We start from the raw sequence: 17,133 nt of genomic DNA, 5'->3' as shown, positions 1-17,133 counted from the left end.
CAATCATTATGAAAAAAACATCAATTTCTTTTTTATTCGTTGTTTCGCTCTTTTTGGGCACACTTACAACAGTTGAGGCACAGGATGCCGAAGCACCCATGTGGGAAACAATAGTCTTGACACCGGATAACACTAAATTAAAAGTTCTCGGTGAAAATATGCGGGCTCATAACAAAAAATACCATAATGAAGGTGCCTATAAGGCTACGGTTTACAGTATTTCAAGCGGTCCGGACATTGGAAAAATAGTTTGGATGATGGGGCCATTGAAATATGCTCACCTTGATTCCCGACCTGCTGAAGGAGGCCATGATGAAGACTGGAGAGATAATGTAATGGCTTATGTTAAGAAAATGGAATATGGAGAATATTGGAAAGGTGATGTAAAACTCTCAAATACCGACATGTTAACAGGTGATCCTTCCCTATACCCCATTCAATTCATCAGATATTGGGAGGTTAACCGTGAACACGGCCATAACGCTGAGGCCATGTTAGGAATTATCAGCAAAACAATAAAAGCCATGGAAGGTAACAATGCATGGGGTGTTTATTATAATGAATTCAGACAAGGCTCCAAAATAGGCAGGCATATTGCCACTGTAGGGTTCTATAAAAATTGGGCTGAGTTTGATGAGGATTCAACATTTAGAAAAACCTTTGCAAAAGTTCATGGAGATGACTCCTGGGATGCTTTTGTTCGGAATATGGAACAAGTAATGGATAACAGCTGGGATGAAATCTGGGTATATGATAAAAACCTGAGCGGTGATTAATTGACCAACATGAAGTTTCTTAAACCTCTCTTTTTATTTGGAAAGAGGGGTTTTATTTTAACATAGCTAAAAAGTCGTCCTCCGAAATAATTGGAATACCAAAATTTTCAGCCTTAATCTTTTTGCTTGGACCCATATTGGCACCTGCCACTACAAAAGAAGTCTTTGAAGAAATTGAAGAGCTAACTTTACCCCCATTATCTTCGATATGCTTTTTTAATTCTGTCCGGCTAACTTTTTCGAATACCCCGGAGACCACAAAGCTCTGACCCTTTAGTTTTTCCGTTTGCGCATCTAATTGCTCCTCTGTAAGTGAAAATTGAAGGCCATATTCCTTTAGGCGGTTTATAATATCCCTGTTTTTTTCATCACTAAAGAAATTTACTGTGCTCTCGGCAATTCTCTCCCCAATTTCATCTACCATTACCAAATCATCTGCTGTAGCTGCCATTAATGCATCTATATTTTTATAAGCTTTTGCAAGTTTCTTAGCTACGGTTTCGCCTACGTATCGTATACCAAGTCCAAATAATACACGCTCAAAAGGAATAGTTACAGATGCTGCCACACCATTAATTAAATTCTCGGCAGACTTCTCTGCCATTCGTTCTAAAGGCATTAACTGGTCTTTTGTTAGTGTGTACAAATCTGCATAATTATTTATCAGGCCTTCTTTATATAGCATTTCCACAGTTTCTATTCCCAAGCCTTCAATATCCAGGGCCTTTCTTGAAATAAAATGTTGTATTCTTCCGGTTATCTGAGGTGGACAACCATTTTCATTAGGGCAAAAATGCTGTGCTTCACCCTCTTTTCTAATCAATTCCGTTCCACATTCCGGACAATTTGTGATATAGATTGTGGGTCTGGAGTTAGCAGGACGTTTAGATAAATCCACACCCACAATCTTAGGTATAATCTCACCACCTTTTTCTACAAATACCGTATCCCCTTCGCGGATATCGAGCTTGGCTATTTGATCGGCATTGTGCAAAGAAGCCCTTTTAACCGTTGTTCCAGCAAGGAGTACCGGTGCTAAATTTGCCACAGGGGTAATGGCCCCGGTCCTGCCTACCTGATAAGTAATTTCATTAAGTAGTGTGACAGCTTGTTCCGACTTAAATTTATATGCAAGAGCCCACCTTGGCGACTTTGCTGTATACCCAAGTTCCTCCTGATGTTGAAAGCTGTTAACCTTTACAACAACACCGTCCGTTTCATAGGGAAGGTCATGGCGTTTAGTATCCCAGTATTCCAAATACTCCATTACTTCATCAGTGGATTTACAAAGCTTTGCTGCAGAAGGCACTTTAAAACCCCATTCCCGGGCTTTGAGAAGCATTTCATACTGGGATGAGAAATTGAGATTATTTCCGGTAATTCCATACAGAAGGCATTCTAAAGGTCTTTCCGCAACAAGTGAGCTATCCTGTAATTTAAGGCTTCCAGCTGCAGTGTTACGGGGGTTCATATAAGGATCCTCCCCGCTATTGACGCGTTCCTCATTCATTCTGGCGAAGCCATCCAGGGGAAGTACAATTTCTCCACGAATGTGAAATTTTGATGGAAAATCTCCCCGAAGTCTTAGAGGCACAGATTTTATAGTTCTTATGTTTGCAGTTACATCATCTCCCTGAAATCCATCACCTCTTGTAACTCCTCTTACGAGTTCACCATTTTCATAAGTTATGCTAATGGAAGCTCCATCATATTTTAACTCACAGGTGAAACTAACTTCGGAATCACCCAAAATACGCAATACCCGCTTTTCCCAATCCAACAACTCTTCTTTGGAATAGGAATTATCCAATGAATACATCCTGTGTTCGTGAACCACGGTCTCAAAACTTTTTGTAACAGCTCCTCCTACTCGCATTGTTGGCGAAGTTGCATCCATATATTCTGGATACTGCTCCTCGAGCGCCTGCAGCTCCTTTAGTTTCATATCAAACTCATAGTCCGATATACTTGGACTGGCCAATACATAGTACTTATAATTGTGTTCCCGTAATTCCTCGCGCAAGGCTTCTATTTTTTCCTTTATACTCATTAGAGCTGATCTTTGTTTATCCAGTTAGGTACATGCCGAGGTATATAATATCGCATCCTATCCAGCAAACCATCAATGGAATGGTCTATGAGTATCATATCATAGTTTTCCTTTTTGACGAATCCCTCAATGACCATTTTATTGAGCATCCCCATTAAATTATCGTAAAATCCGTTGATATTAAGTATCCCAATGGGCTTCTGATGAAGACCCAATTGGGCCCATGTTATCATTTCGAAAAACTCCTCTAAAGTACCATAGCCCCCTGGGAGCATTATGACGCCTTCAGACATTTCATGCATCCTTAGTTTACGTTCATGCATATTCTCCGTTATGATCAATTCTGTTAAACCATCATGAAATACTTCCTTGTGCTTAAGAAAATCAGGGATTATTCCGATTACATTCCCAGAAAAGTCCAGTGCCCCCTGTGCCAGCTTACCCATTACACCAATTCTTGCAGCTCCATAGACTAGTTTTATCGACCTTTCTGCCATCTCTCTACCCAAAGAATACGCTGTGTCCAATATAATAGGGTCTTTTCCTTCACTACTGCCACAAAAGACAACAATACTATTCATCCTGCTTTTTTTGGGAATCTAAAAATATTAAAAAACATTTTCATTTTATCAAGGCAGCTTTGCTTTGATCATTCTATCCTTTCCAAAGATATCTTTTCTTAGTTCAACATCAGAAAAATTGAAATTCTTCAAAAGCGTTTTTAATTCTTCTCCTAAATACTGATTTATTTCAAAATAAAGCATGCCGTTTTCCTTTAAGCTTTCCTTTGCCATTTCGGCTATCGCTCTATAAAAAAGAAGTGGATTGCCATCAGGTACAAACAAAGCTGAATAGGGTTCATTTTGAAGAACGTTATTCCGCATTTTGTCTCGCTCCATTTCCCTCACATAGGGTGGGTTGGATATAATAATATCATATTTTTTGCGCAATGATCCGGTTTTAAGAATATCCACCAAATTAAATTGGACATCTACTTCATTTAACAAAGCATTTTTTTTAGCTAATTCGAGCGCAGATCCCGATATATCAATAGCGGAGACCTTGAGATTTGGTTTGAGCTTAGCAAGAGAAATGGCAATACAACCACTGCCGGTTCCAATATCAATAATCTCAGAAACATCATTTATATTTTCAATATCTTCAAGTACCCAGTTTACCAACTCTTCGGTTTCCGGCCTGGGAATAAGAACCGATTCGTTAACCATAAATTTCAAATCCATAAAAGTGGTCTCCCCCAAAACATATTGAATAGGCTGTTCTTTCTTTAGTTTTGACAAACCTTCAAACATATATTGCTCTTCCTCCTTAGTGATAACAATTTCAGGATCTATAGCGAGAATAAATCGTTCTAATCCCAAAAAATGTTCTATTATGAGATAAAACATACTGTCTACTTCCTCCCTGGGATAAATTTCATCCAATTCCCTATGATAAATCTCTTTTATTTCCTTTAACAACATGGATATGGCACTTTTTTCTTTAAAACAGGCCTGACCCGGATATGCTTCTGCATTAATAACACAGTATCATTTTTCGCTGGGAATGTCCTATTTTTGCCGGGTGAAGATACACGAAAAATATATGGGGCGCTGTATTGAATTGGGCAAAAAGGCCCTGGGTTCTTCTGCTCCCAATCCAATGGTTGGGTGCGTAATAACCTGTGAAGATAAAATAATCGGGGAAGGGTTTACAAGCAGATATGGCGGACCACATGCGGAAGTAAATGCTATAAATTCTGTTTCTGACAAATCACTTCTAAATAAAGCTACCCTATATGTTACCCTGGAGCCCTGCGCCCATTATGGAAAAACACCTCCTTGCGCCGATCTGATCATTAAAAATAACTTGCAAAAAGTGATTATAGGTATTCAGGATCCCAATAAAAAGGTATCTGGAAGTGGAATAAAGAAACTTAAAGAAGCTGGTTGTGAAGTATTAACCGGAGTACTCGAAGTTGAATGCAGGAAGCATCATAAGCGATTTTTAACCTTTCAGGAAAAACAAAGACCTTATATTATTTTGAAATGGGCCGAGACCAGGGATGGTTTTATTGCACCTGATAAGGACAAACGACGAGGAAATCCGGAACCATATTGGATTAGTAATTCCTTTGCACGGCAACGCGTGCATCAATGGCGGAGCGAAGAGCAGGCTATCCTGGTTGGAACAAACACCGTTTTGGCTGATAATCCAAGATTAGATGTTCGTTTTTGGGATGGTGCCTCTCCAATTCGAATAATTATAGACAAAACCCTAAAATTACCTGAAGATCTAAATATCCATGATAAATCCTGCCGAACTATTATTCTGACTCAGTTACAAGATGAAACAAAGTTTCACCCGGGTATTGAATATGGTATTATTGATTTTGAGAAGAATATTGCAGAAGAAATCTGTAGTATACTCTTTGAAAAAAATGTAAGCAGTGTTCTCATAGAAGGAGGTGGGGAAACCCTGGCTACTTTTATCAATTCCGGACTTTGGGATGAGGCTAGAATTATTGAAGGAGATACCACCTTTGGCAGTGGTACAAAAGCGCCATATATTGAAGGCAAACTGATAGCCACAGAAATTATTGGTAATAATACTATAAAAAGGCTCTTAAATGATTGAGAATATCATTTTTGATTTTGGAGATGTCTTTATAAATCTCGACAAGCAAGCAACTGCCCGTGAAATGCAGAAGTTTGGCTTTAAATCTCTTACTCCTGAGCTTGCAGAATTATTTGCTGCTTATGAAAAAGGTCTTGTAACTACGGAGTATTTTCTTGATCAAACCAGTTATATGTTCCCCAAAGCCGGCAGACTTAATTTAATCCGGGCCTGGAATTCCATAATACTGGATTTCCCGGAAGATCGATTAAAGTTTATTGAAAAATTGGCTGAGGAAAAGGACTATCGTCTATTCCTGTTAAGCAACACAAATGAATTGCACATAGACTTTGTTAAACAAAGAATGGGTAAAAAGAGGTACGCTCGTTTTAAAAATTGTTTTGAAAAATTCTATTTATCGCATGAGATAAATTTGAGAAAACCGGAACACGAAATTTTCGAATTTGTACTGAATTCAAATAATCTTAAAGCAGAAAAGACATTTTTTGTAGATGACAGCAGTGAACACACTACGGCGGCTGCAGAATTAGGTATTAGATGCTGGCACCTGGATGTTGGCAAAGAGGACATTTCAGACTTGAAATTCAAAATATCAAAATGTTAGACCTTTCTTTAAGTATCTTTTTTTCAAGTCTGATATTTGTGATTTTTAAGTTATTTGATACGCATAAAATCCAAACCATTTATGCGATTATTATAAATTATATTACCGCTTGTCTTGTAGGCGTTCTATTTTATGAAAAGCCAGTAAAACTTTATGAGTTATACGAAAATGATTGGTTTTATGGCACTGCCTCATTGGGTTTTCTGTTTATCCTGATCTTCAATCTTATGGCAAAAACAGCACAACGCCTGGGGGTATCGGTAGCTTCCGTTGCTACCAAAATGTCCTTTGTGATCCCTGTGGCACTGGGTCTATTACTTTACGGCGAAAAGCTCAGTTTATTAAAATCGGCAGGTATTGTTTTGGCTCTTGCTGCCGTTTACTTTGCTTCTGTAAAAGATACTCCGAGGGCTATCCAGAGAAAATCTCTTTTATTGCCAATCATGGTGTTTTTAGGCTCAGGCATAATTGATGCCAGTTTAAAATATATGGAAGAGAACCATGTTACGTCAAATGAATTTCCACTATTTTCTGCTACCGTATTTGGTGCCGCGGCGCTAGCCGGAATCTTATTTATCCTTTTAAGATCCTTTGACAAACCGCTGAAATTAAATTTCAAAAACGTTTTGGGAGGAATTGCGCTGGGGATTCCTAATTTCTTTTCAATCTACTTTTTATTGAGGGCACTACAAAATGAAGCGCTGAACAGCGCCTCAATTTTTACTGTAAATAATGTGGCCATTGTTATGTTTTCGACCTTACTCGGAATTGTTTTGTTCAAAGAAAAAATAAGCGCTAAAAACTGGGGTGGTATAATAATGGCCGTTATTAGTATTATGCTGGTTACATTTTTTTGATGGAAAATAAAGCAGGTAAATATAAAACAGTCTCCGGGGCATCAGATAGTATACTTTATAAAGATCGCCAGAGTAAGTTTTATGCACATGTTTTTCCAGTAGCGAATGAGAAGGATATAAAAACAATTATAGAAAATCTTCGCAAAAAATACCCAACAGCAAGTCACTTTTGCTATGCATGGAGATTAGGCATAGAAAAGCAGAGGTACAGGGCAAATGATGATGGGGAACCAAATAACTCTGCGGGAATGCCAATTTACGGTCAAATAAAATCTTGGGAATTAACAAATGTTCTGATAGTTGTGTCGCGTATTTTTGGTGGCACCAAATTAGGTGTTGGCGGCCTCATAGCTGCTTATCGCACAGCAGCACAAATGGCACTCGAATCTTCTTCAATTATAGAAAAGTCGGTCAAAGTAAAATATGAATTGTGCTTTGACTATCCCCTGCTTAGCAAAGTAATGCGGCTTATTAAACAAAATTCGATAGAAATAGTTAATCAGGACATGTCTATGACATGTACTATTACAATAGCTGTATTGCTTAACGAAGCGGTTGAGTCTGAAAACATGTTTAAAGGGGTTTATGGAGTCTCAATAACTAAATTAGGCAGCTAGTTAATAAACGAAATAATATTCGAACCGGGACTAATTTACTCTTGAATCATTATCGAGATCCAGGAGTTTATTCAACAGATAATCAGGGCATTTAACCGGTCTCTTTGTTTTGGCATTTATAAACGCCAAAACTGTGTTTGCTTCTACTAAAAGTTCGTTTGCTTCATTGTAAATTTCATAGTCAAATTCTATTCTGACAGAAGGTGTTTTTTTTAATTTGGTAACCACTGTTATCAGGTCATCATAAACCGCAGATTTTTTAAATTTTAGCTGTAAGGAAATTACTGGTAGTAAAATTCCGTTTTCTTCCATGCTTTTGTAAGAAATACCCAGATCCCTTAACCATTCAACCCTTCCCATCTCCAGGTATTGTGGATAATTCCCATGATATACCACGCCCATCTGATCCGTTTCTCCGTAACGTACCCTAAAAGAAAATCGATAAAAATGCATATTTTTTCAGCTAAAAACAATATATTTATTAAGTGGCCTAAAGAGGGGGGTGAACATGCAAAAAAAAAAGAAAAAATTCAACCCAAAATGATTTTTTTTTTAGAATATTTGTTCACATATTTGTCTCGCTCTTGAGAATGACAAAACAAGTATTTTCTTGATCAACTAAGATTAATCTCTTACCAACCAAATAAGATATCTTTTAATATGAGTGTTACTGCTAATTCCGTTTGGAAAAATTGCTTGGCTTTTATCCAAGATAATATCCAACCGCAGGCATTCAAAACATGGTTTGAACCTATTAAACCAATAAAATTATCTGATAACGCTTTAAGCATTCAGGTTCCCAGTAAATTCTTTTATGAATGGCTTGAAGAGCACTACGTAAAGCTACTTAAGGTTGCGCTCACCAAAGAACTTGGAGAAAATGCCAAGCTGGTCTACATCATTAAGATGGAGAATACTTATGGCAACAGGGAGCCCTTCACGGAACAAATCCCAAGTTCAAACAGAGGAAGTGTCAATCCACAGGAAATGGATGTTCCTATAAAATCTAAAAATCCGGAATTAAAGAATCCTTTTGTAATACCTGGAATTCGAAACATAAAAATAGAGTCTCAGCTAAATCCGAATTATAATTTTGATAATTTCCTTGAAGGTGATTCCAACAGGCTGGCCAGGTCAGCAGGTATGGCAGTTGCCAATAAACCCGGAGGAACTTCTTTTAATCCGCTTTTGATATTTGGAGGGGTAGGACTCGGCAAAACGCACCTTGCTCATGCAATTGGCGTAGAGATCAAAGATAAATATCCGGAACGAACTGTACTTTATATCTCTGCTGAAAAATTCACACAGCAATACATTGAGTCTGTTAAGAAAAATACCAGGAATGATTTTATTCACTTTTATCAGTTGATCGATGTACTTATAATTGATGATGTACAATTCTTATCCGGTAAATCGGGTACGCAAGATGTTTTCTTCCATATCTTCAATCATTTGCACCAAAATGGCAAACAGGTTGTCCTGACTTCAGATAAAGCGCCTGTGGATATGCAGGATATTGAACAGCGTTTACTCTCCCGATTTAAGTGGGGCTTATCTGCTGAGCTTCAAAATCCGGATTATGAAACTCGTATATCAATATTAAGAAACAAACTATACAGGGATGGTGTTGAAATGCCCGATGAAATAGTTGAATATGTTGCCAAACACATTAAGACAAATATCAGGGAATTAGAAGGTGCCATAATTTCTCTTATTGCTCAATCTTCTTTCAATAAGAAGGAAGTTACGCTGGAATTGGCACAACAGGTAGTTGAAAAATTTGTAAAAAATACAAAAAGGGAGGTTTCCATAGACTACATACAAAAAGTTGTTTCAGATTACTTCGAAATGGATGTAGCAACCTTACAATCCAAAACAAGGAAACGACATATCGTGCAGGCGCGCCAACTGGCCATGTTTTTTGCTAAAAAATTCACAAAAGCTTCATTGGCTAGTATTGGTTCTCAAATTGGTAAAAGAGATCATGCGACCGTTCTTCACGCATGCAAAACAGTGGATAATCTGGCTGAAACGGATAAGCAGTTTAGAAAATACATTGAAGATTTAACAAAGAAATTTTCCTGATTGAATTATGCAAATAAAGGTTCTTATGGTTTGCCTGGGTAATATCTGCAGGTCTCCATTAGCCGAAGGTATATTAAAATCAAAAACCGACTCACAGCTTATTTTTGTTGATTCTGCGGGGACTGCAGGATACCATATAGGAAGCAATCCGGATCAAAGATCTGTAGCGGTTGCCAAAAAATATGGCATTGATATCTCTGGCCAAAGATGCAGAAAATTCAACTATGGCGATTTTGCTGAATTTGACCTTATTTATGCAATGGACTTAAGTAATTACTATGATATCCTGGCTTTGACGAATGATAAAAGCGAAATTGAGAAGGTTAGACTTTTATTGGAGGAAAGCTCTGCACCAGTAAGGGAAGTACCTGACCCTTATTATGGTGGAGCAGATGGTTTTGAAGAGGTTTTTGAACTAATAAATCAAGCTTGTGACACAATTGCTGAAAGATTAAATTCACAACAGACTTCCTAAAATGCAAAATAAAAATACTTCAAAAGGTAAGTTATATATGATCCCAACTACCCTTGGCGAAAATGAACCTCTGGAAGTATTGCCAATTTCCATTAAGAGAATCATTGAAGAAACAGATCATTACATCGTTGAGAACGAAAAATCTGCAAGAAGGTTTATTAAAAAAATCAGTCCCAGGAAATCACAACCTAATTTAAACATTGCTCTTCTAAATAAATTCACTGATCCTGCAACTATACCTTCTTACCTTGATCCCTGTTTTGAAGGTCTGGATGTAGGTGTTTTATCTGAAGCCGGTTGCCCCGGAATTGCCGATCCCGGATCTGAAATAGTCCGGATTGCCCATCAGAAAGGAATAGCAGTAGTACCCCTGGTTGGACCTTCTTCTATAATTTTAGCTCTTATGGCTAGTGGTCTGAACGGCCAAAACTTTGCATTTAATGGCTATTTGCCTATTGAAACTGCCGAGCGAAAAAAAGCCATTAAGAGATTTGAAAAAATATCCAGAGAAAATAATCAAAGTCAGCTGTTCATAGAAACTCCATACAGAAACGATAGCCTTTTTGAAGAGTTTGTCAAGACTCTTTCAAAGAATACATGGCTGTGTATAGCTACGGATCTTACCTTGCCCACGGAATTTATTGCCACAAAAATAGCCGGGAATTGGATAGCTGAATCCATTGAACTCCATAAAAGGCCTACAATTTTTATAATACAGGCATAAAAAACCCTGACGATTAAGCCAGGGTCATTTTATTACGTTCTTTAGTTATTTTATTATACTTTAGGATTTCGAATTGCTGAAATATCTGAGATATCATATCCCGAAAACTTTTTTAAGTAATCCGCAAGACTGGTTCCATAGGCATCTCTTACATCCTTCCTGCCATTGGAGTATAAATACTGCATTACGTTTCCCGGACCTGCCAAATGAGCAGCTGCCAATATTCCGGATTCAGTTATTTCTATACCCTTAACCTTTTTACCTACAAAATATTTGATGTATTTACGCAATATCCATTTGTTGCGGGAAATATTTGTATAAAATACTTTCTCCTGCAAACTCGGATCATTGAGAAACCTGGTAGCGTTATAAACACCCATCAATTGTAGTGTTCCTATTCCAAATTGATACTTACCCAGATAGCCGAGCGTATTTATTATAAAGTAATTACCCTGAGACTCTTTGAAAGCCAGTGCCTCTTTAAACCCTGTATAACAACTTCCCAAAAAAGGAGGCGTTAGAAAGGATGAGTTTTCAATTGTTCTGTTTTTGGGGAACAGAACTAGCGTAGGTTCTTTTACTTTTAGAATTTCGGGGACCTTAACTTCAGACTTTGTGGTAAACCCAAAACTAACTAAAACTAAAATCATGATAAGCGGACAGATAAACCATGACCACTTCTTCATATATGTGTTTTCTTAAGACTAACTACCAAATAAGCCGGTATGCTTAAATTTCTTAAACAAAGATATAGCAGATTTGTACGAATATTCCTCAGAATTCTTTGAATAACACCTTTATTTGACGAGCTGTCTTAAATTTCGGATTAACAGTCTACCGGTTGATATTTTGTTCGTTTATCCATCGGATATACTGCGTTTTATTCCGGTTGTGTTGCGAGAGGTCTTTGGCAAATTTATGGTAGCCAAAGTCTTCAACATCTGCTACCATATAGTAATAATCATGTTTTTCAGGATTCAGGACGGCGTCTATAGAAGAAATATCGGGCATTGTTATTGGACCCGGAGGTATCCCTGCATATTTATAGGTATTATAGGGAGAATTTAGTTCTAAATCTTTATACAGTACTCTTTTGATAATCGTATCAAAATTACCAAGTTCCCGTTTTAAGGCATAGATTACCGTGGGGTCTGCCTGAAGTAGCATATTTTTTTTCAGCCTGTTAAGATATAATCCGGCAACCCTGGGTCTCTCAGTAACCTTGGCCGTTTCCTTTTGAACAATTGAAGCCAGGGATATTACCTGAATTTGCGACAAATTTAATGCTTCTGCTTTTCTTAGTCTCTCTTTATTCCAAAAGCGAAGATATTCCTTCAGCATTCTATCGCGGAAATCTGTGGCAGACGTATTCCAAAAAAATTCATAGCTGTTAGGTATAAAAAGTGAGAGGCTCGTTTCTGCTGTAAAGCCATTCTCCTGCAGAAATTGCGAATCTGTAAAAGACTTCAGTAAAGAAATGCTGTCCGCCTCAATTTGACCAGCAACTCTTCCCGCCAATTTTTCGAAAGTTTCCTGATTATTAAAAGAGACATTAACCGGTATATTGTTGCTCCTTAAGGTATTTATTATCTCGTTATTATTCATCCCTTTCTTTAAAATATATTTACCTGGTTTTATATAGTCAATATATTTTTTCTGTTTTGCGACTGCCTCAAAAGTTTCAATATCAGACAAAAGTGGGGTAATAAGACCTTTTAAATCATCATAGGAACTGCCGGTTGTAATATAAATGTAAGCTTCCTCATTATTAAAAGCCGTATTGGGTGAAAAAAGGGCGTTATAAATTAAATAGGCAAAAGCTCCTCCCGCAATTAACCCCAGAAGTACTATAGTCAATAAGATTTTTTTGATATACATTATTTTCCAAACTTTTGAAACAGTAGTTCATTTTTAAATTTTCCTCCAACAAGGATCCAATCTTTTTTAATTCCCGAAAGCTCAAACCCCATCTTTTTGAATAGTTGTATGCTTGCCTGATTGTCTTCGCCTACATTGGCATATACCTGGTTTAAATTAAGTACCTCAAAGGCATATTCACAAAGCAAGGACAAAGCTTCAGAACCATGACCATTCTTACGGTCGGACTCATTAAGAATAACAATCCCAATTCCGGCTCTTCTGTGTTTAGGATCAAAATCAAACAGATCAATAAACCCTATCACTTTATTAGTTCTGTCACAAATTGCAAGACGCAACTGTTTCACTTCATAAATATCGCGGTGTGCATTGTCAAGGTATTGTTTAAGAACATGTTTTGAATAGGGTGTGATCGTGCCGCTAATTTCCCAGATATAGGGATTATTCTCCAGTTCGAATAAAAAATCAAGATCTCCCGGCTCCAACGCCCGCAAACTGGTATGATTACCCTTTAATATCAAATCGCTATTGTTCCTTTAAATACCTGTTTAGCCGGGCCATCCAGCCATATGTTTTCATATCCCCCGGAGCCTTTCTTAAACGTAATTGATAAATTACCCCCTTTAGTAGAAATATTTACTTTCTCACTTTTGGTCTTTCCCCAATAATGCATGCCCAGTGCAACTGCTGTGACTCCTGTTCCACAGGACATGGTTTCATTTTCCACCCCCCTTTCATACGTACGCACAGCAAAATCATTTTCTGAAGTTTGTTCAACAAAGTTAATGTTACTCCCCCCCTTGCCATAAATTCCATAACGCAGTTTTGCACCTTCTTCAAATACGTTAAAACCCTCTAAATCAGATACCATCTGAACATGATGAGGAGAACCTGTATCTAAAAAAAGACAATTGGGTTTTGGCATAATATCGGTAACATTTTGCATCTGCAAACTAATAATTTCATTATCAATGGTAGCAATATGCAACCCATCTACAGCATTAAATTCTGCCTTTTCAGTAATAATACCCAGGAATTGTGCAAATGCAACTATACATCTGCCGCCATTACCACACATACTTCCGGGATTCCCGTCAGAATTATAATATACCATACTAAAATCCGATGAATTATCTTCTTCCAACAAGATTAACCCGTCAGCGCCAACACCAAATCTTCTGTCACATAGAAATGAAATTAATTGGTTATCCGTTTTTGGAAATCCTCCATGCCGATTATCAATCATGATAAAATCGTTGCCTGTTCCCTGGTATTTATAAAATGTAATTGCCATAGCTTATTCAGGTAGCAAAGATATGACTTTATTTAAGCAGTTTCATTCAGTTAAAAAGTAGTTAAATGGAAATATTTAGTTTAAAAAATCGAGTACTTTTACTTTATAAACTTAAAAATCCTTTATATATGAAAAGATTTGGAAGCTTATTACTAGTTGCCGTTTTTGCCGGGGTAATCACCCTCGTTTCTTATAAAATGTTTTTTGAAAAGACCAATTACGCCGTAGTAACGGATGATTCCGGGATGCCATTCTTAACTACAAGCAACAGACCTGCGTCTTCTAAAGGCAATGGTATCAATGAAGTTGATTTCACTGTTGCGGCGGAAAATACCGTTAATGCGGTTGTGCATGTTAAAAACCTTACTTTAAATAGCAGCCCGGGAAGTTTATTGGATTTTTTCTATGGTTCCGAAAGCAGGCAAATTCCGCAGATAGGAACAGGTTCCGGGGTTATTATTTCACCGGACGGCTACATAGTGACTAATAACCATGTAATTGCAAAAGCTAATGAGATTAGAATTACCCTGAACAATAATAAGACCTATGAGGCGGAAATTATTGGTTCTGATCCCAATACTGATATTGCATTAATCAAAATTGATGTAGATGAGAATCTGCCCTATCTTGCTTTTGGTGATTCTGATGAAGCCAAGATCGGTCAATGGGTTTTAGCTGTTGGTAATCCATTTAACCTTACCTCAACCGTAACCGCTGGAATAGTTAGCGCAAAAGCCAGAGATTTAGGAAGAGACCAATCATTTATACAAACAGATGCAGCAGTGAACCCGGGCAATAGCGGGGGTGCTTTAGTTAATACTAATGGTGATCTTATAGGGATAAATACGGCGATTACTTCACAAACCGGTTCCTATGTGGGTTACTCATTTGCAGTGCCCAGCAATATTGCCAAAAAGGTTGTGGAAGACATCATGGAATATGGAAATGTTCAAAAAGGCATACTCGGTATAACTTCCCCGCGCCTTAGCACGCCTTATGCAATGAATAATGGGATAAATGAAATTGATGGTGTATATATTGATGGCATTGAAGAGGATTCCGGTGCAGATGATGCTGATCTGAGATCGGGAGATATTATAAAAATGGTGGATAATATTAAAGTTAGAAAATTTGCAGATTTAACAGGCTATGTATCAACAAAAAGACCCGGAGATAAAATTAATGTTACCATTGATCGTGACGGAGAAGATATTTTAGTACCTGTTGAACTGAAAGAAAGACAATCCATTATTGTTCCGGTTATGGGCCTTAGGGTTAAGAACTTATCAGAGAACGATAAGGAAGTTTACAATACAAAAACCGGGGTCAAGATCACCGGAGTACCTGAAACTTACAGGGGGTATGGGTTAAATGGAAAAGTTATTCTGGAAATTGATAATGAAAAAGTAAATGATATTTATGAAGCAAAAAATCTCTTTGGTGCTATCTCAAGATATGACAAAACGGTCATAACTTTAATTGATAAAAATGGAGAGAAAGAACGAATTGTATTTCAATAAAGAATGAACTTTTAAAGCATTTAAAGGCACTCGGATTCGGGTGCTTTTTTATTTATATTTTCTCTATGCGGTGCCGGTAGAATTCAATAATTTTGCCCTTAAATTAAATTACTGAACATAGATGAGCCCTATCAAATCTTATGAAAAGGAATTGGCGTTTCAAGCCGACAGAAGAAAAGCCACCACAGAATTCATCAAAATAATCAGCGATCTGTGGTATGATAAAGCCATTGAAGTAGTGCTTTTCAAAAACCAGGTGATTGACAAAAATGTCAGTGATATCATAAACCTTCATGAATACGCCGGTGAATTTGTGCAAAAACCAATTTCCATATTTGATTCTGTAGAATTACTGCGTGCCATTCATGATATAAACTTACCTCCTTCAAAGATAGATATAGGAAAACTCACTTATGAGTTTCATTCCGATAATAATAGTTTGCACGACGTGAAGTCATTTATTCACTACAAATTAAAAGAGGCCAATAATTCTAAAGAAATTAAGCCAAAGGATGTAGTACTCTATGGCTTTGGCAGAATTGGAAGGTTGATTGCACGGGAATTAATGGCCAAAACTGGGAAAGGCAATCAGCTAAGGCTCAGGGCTATTGTAACCAGAGGAGACTTAACAGAAGAAATTCTGGAGAAAAGAGCTACATTGTTAAAAACAGATTCGATTCATGGTCAATTCACAGGTACTGTAGATTATGATATAGCTAAAAGGGCATTAATTATAAATGGGACCACGGTCCATATCATTAATTCTGATAAACCTGAAGATATAGATTATACCAAATACGGAATCAAAAATGCATTGATTATTGATAATTCTGGTGCTTTCAGGGATAAAAATTCCCTGGAAAGGCATTTGAAAGCTAAAGGCGGAGGCAAAGTACTTCTGACCGCCCCTGGTAAAAATATCCCAAATATTGTGCATGGTGTTAATCAATATGATTTTGATCCGGATACTTATGATATTTATTCCGCTGCTTCTTGCACAACAAATGCCATTACCCCAATATTAAAGGTTGTTGATGATTCATTGGGCATAAAAAAGGGCCATTTGGAAACCATTCATGCCTATACCAACGATCAAAATTTAGTTGATAATTTACATGGCAAGTACAGAAGGGGAAGAGCTGCCGCATTAAACATGGTAATAACGGAAACGGGTGCAGGAAGTGCTGTAGCAAAAGCGCTTCCATCGCTGGAAGGCAAACTTACTTCAAATGCAATAAGAGTACCTGTGCCTAACGGTTCTCTGGCCATCCTCAATTTAGAAATCAAAAATAAAACGTCTCGGGAAGCAATAAATACAATTATAAAAAAATATGCTTTGGAAGGTGATTTGGTAGAGCAAATTAAATATTCACTAAGCAATGAGTTGGTATCAACAGATATTGTTGGTACCGCAGCCCCTTCTATTTATGATAGTAACGCTACCATAGTATCTGCCGATGGTAAGAATATTGTGTTATATGTTTGGTACGATAATGAGTTTGGGTATTCGCATCAGGTAATCAGGTTGGCAAAATATTTAGCGAAAGTCCGAAGATTTACGTATTATTAAATTTTCCTCAGCTAAGAATATGAAGATAATAGCTTCTTGTTCAATCTTA

General features: G+C 37.3%; 18 protein-coding genes. 10 read left to right on the top strand and 8 right to left on the bottom strand.

Going from position 1 to position 17,133, the window contains the following annotated elements; all coding sequences use genetic code 11:
- The first annotated feature begins 8 nt into the window (after positions 1-8).
- Positions 9-776: a hypothetical protein gene (locus tag G504_RS0107080; protein WP_019669457.1), complete on the top strand. Its 768-nt coding sequence runs from the start codon at positions 9-11 to the stop codon at positions 774-776.
- Between the two features lie 52 nt (positions 777-828).
- Here the strand turns inward: G504_RS0107080 and ligA are convergent, their stop codons facing one another.
- The 3 genes from ligA to prmC are packed head-to-tail and all read right to left on the bottom strand — an operon-like array spanning position 829 to position 4,307.
- Complete coding sequence (ligA, locus tag G504_RS0107075) at positions 829-2,826, bottom strand: NAD-dependent DNA ligase LigA (protein ID WP_019669456.1); 1,998 nt, start codon at positions 2,824-2,826, stop codon at positions 829-831.
- Positions 2,826-3,407: an LOG family protein gene (locus G504_RS0107070; protein WP_019669455.1), complete on the bottom strand. Its 582-nt coding sequence runs from the start codon at positions 3,405-3,407 to the stop codon at positions 2,826-2,828. Before G504_RS0107070 ends, ligA begins: the two co-directional genes overlap by 1 nt.
- A gap of 48 nt (positions 3,408-3,455) precedes the next feature.
- The gene (gene prmC / locus G504_RS0107065; protein WP_019669454.1) at positions 3,456-4,307 is read right to left on the bottom strand and encodes a peptide chain release factor N(5)-glutamine methyltransferase; all 852 of its coding nucleotides are present in this window, start codon (positions 4,305-4,307) and stop codon (positions 3,456-3,458) included.
- Between the two features lie 100 nt (positions 4,308-4,407).
- Between prmC and ribD the strand changes: the two genes are divergently transcribed.
- The 4 genes from ribD to G504_RS0107045 are packed head-to-tail and all read left to right on the top strand — an operon-like array spanning position 4,408 to position 7,538.
- Positions 4,408-5,460 carry a bifunctional diaminohydroxyphosphoribosylaminopyrimidine deaminase/5-amino-6-(5-phosphoribosylamino)uracil reductase RibD gene (gene ribD / locus G504_RS0107060; RefSeq protein ID WP_026348444.1) on the top strand — a complete coding sequence of 351 codons (1,053 nt, stop codon included), beginning with the start codon at positions 4,408-4,410 and terminating at the stop codon, positions 5,458-5,460.
- Positions 5,453-6,064: an HAD-IA family hydrolase gene (locus G504_RS0107055; RefSeq protein WP_019669452.1), complete on the top strand. Its 612-nt coding sequence runs from the start codon at positions 5,453-5,455 to the stop codon at positions 6,062-6,064. The genes ribD and G504_RS0107055 overlap by 8 nt, the downstream gene beginning before the upstream one ends.
- On the top strand, positions 6,058-6,921 hold the full coding sequence (locus G504_RS0107050; RefSeq protein WP_019669451.1) for a DMT family transporter: 864 nt from the start codon (positions 6,058-6,060) through the stop codon (positions 6,919-6,921). Before G504_RS0107055 ends, G504_RS0107050 begins: the two co-directional genes overlap by 7 nt.
- Positions 6,921-7,538 carry an IMPACT family protein gene (locus tag G504_RS0107045; protein WP_019669450.1) on the top strand — a complete coding sequence of 206 codons (618 nt, stop codon included), beginning with the start codon at positions 6,921-6,923 and terminating at the stop codon, positions 7,536-7,538. Before G504_RS0107050 ends, G504_RS0107045 begins: the two co-directional genes overlap by 1 nt.
- 30 nt (positions 7,539-7,568) lie before the next feature.
- Here the strand turns inward: G504_RS0107045 and G504_RS0107040 are convergent, their stop codons facing one another.
- Entirely contained in the window at positions 7,569-7,991 is a 423-nt protein-coding gene (locus G504_RS0107040; protein ID WP_019669449.1) for an acyl-CoA thioesterase, read from the bottom strand.
- Positions 7,992-8,198: 207 nt separating this feature from the next.
- On the opposite strand from G504_RS0107040, the gene dnaA reads away from it, so the two are divergent.
- From dnaA to G504_RS0107020, 3 genes are read left to right on the top strand one after another with little or no spacing between them, the layout of a single operon-like run.
- Positions 8,199-9,623: a chromosomal replication initiator protein DnaA gene (dnaA, locus tag G504_RS0107030; protein WP_019669447.1), complete on the top strand. Its 1,425-nt coding sequence runs from the start codon at positions 8,199-8,201 to the stop codon at positions 9,621-9,623.
- A 7-nt stretch (positions 9,624-9,630) separates the two neighbouring features.
- Positions 9,631-10,098 (top strand): low molecular weight protein-tyrosine-phosphatase, encoded by a 468-nt coding sequence (locus G504_RS0107025; protein ID WP_019669446.1) that lies wholly within the window; start codon positions 9,631-9,633, stop codon positions 10,096-10,098.
- Between the two features lies 1 nt (position 10,099).
- Positions 10,100-10,822: an SAM-dependent methyltransferase gene (locus tag G504_RS0107020; protein WP_019669445.1), complete on the top strand. Its 723-nt coding sequence runs from the start codon at positions 10,100-10,102 to the stop codon at positions 10,820-10,822.
- 53 nt (positions 10,823-10,875) lie between these two features.
- Here G504_RS0107020 and G504_RS0107015 read toward each other — a convergent pair whose 3' ends face one another.
- From G504_RS0107015 to dapF, 4 genes are all read right to left on the bottom strand, one after another.
- Positions 10,876-11,508 carry a hypothetical protein gene (locus G504_RS0107015; protein WP_019669444.1) on the bottom strand — a complete coding sequence of 211 codons (633 nt, stop codon included), beginning with the start codon at positions 11,506-11,508 and terminating at the stop codon, positions 10,876-10,878.
- 148 nt (positions 11,509-11,656) lie between these two features.
- On the bottom strand, positions 11,657-12,700 hold the full coding sequence (gene mltG, locus G504_RS0107010; RefSeq protein ID WP_019669443.1) for an endolytic transglycosylase MltG: 1,044 nt from the start codon (positions 12,698-12,700) through the stop codon (positions 11,657-11,659).
- Positions 12,700-13,221, bottom strand: a complete 522-nt coding sequence (locus G504_RS0107005) for a GNAT family N-acetyltransferase (RefSeq protein WP_019669442.1) — start codon at positions 13,219-13,221, stop codon at positions 12,700-12,702. Before G504_RS0107005 ends, mltG begins: the two co-directional genes overlap by 1 nt.
- A complete protein-coding gene (dapF, locus tag G504_RS0107000) occupies positions 13,218-13,994 on the bottom strand; it encodes a diaminopimelate epimerase (RefSeq protein ID WP_019669441.1) in 777 nt (258 codons plus the stop codon). Before dapF ends, G504_RS0107005 begins: the two co-directional genes overlap by 4 nt.
- Positions 13,995-14,122: 128 nt before the next feature.
- Here dapF and G504_RS0106995 point away from each other — a divergent pair, with 128 nt between their 5' ends.
- Together G504_RS0106995 and G504_RS0106990 are read left to right on the top strand one after the other, a co-directional pair.
- Positions 14,123-15,514, top strand: coding sequence for a S1C family serine protease (locus G504_RS0106995; RefSeq protein WP_026348443.1), 1,392 nt, complete (start codon positions 14,123-14,125; stop codon positions 15,512-15,514).
- Positions 15,515-15,635: 121 nt separating this feature from the next.
- On the top strand, positions 15,636-17,084 hold the full coding sequence (locus tag G504_RS0106990; RefSeq protein ID WP_019669439.1) for a glyceraldehyde-3-phosphate dehydrogenase: 1,449 nt from the start codon (positions 15,636-15,638) through the stop codon (positions 17,082-17,084).
- Positions 17,085-17,133 lie beyond the last annotated feature (49 nt).

The sequence above is a fragment of the Eudoraea adriatica DSM 19308 genome (genome assembly GCF_000382125.1).
GTDB classification, from domain to species: Bacteria; Bacteroidota; Bacteroidia; order Flavobacteriales; family Flavobacteriaceae; genus Eudoraea; species Eudoraea adriatica.
This window is presented reverse-complemented; position numbering and strand designations above follow the sequence as displayed.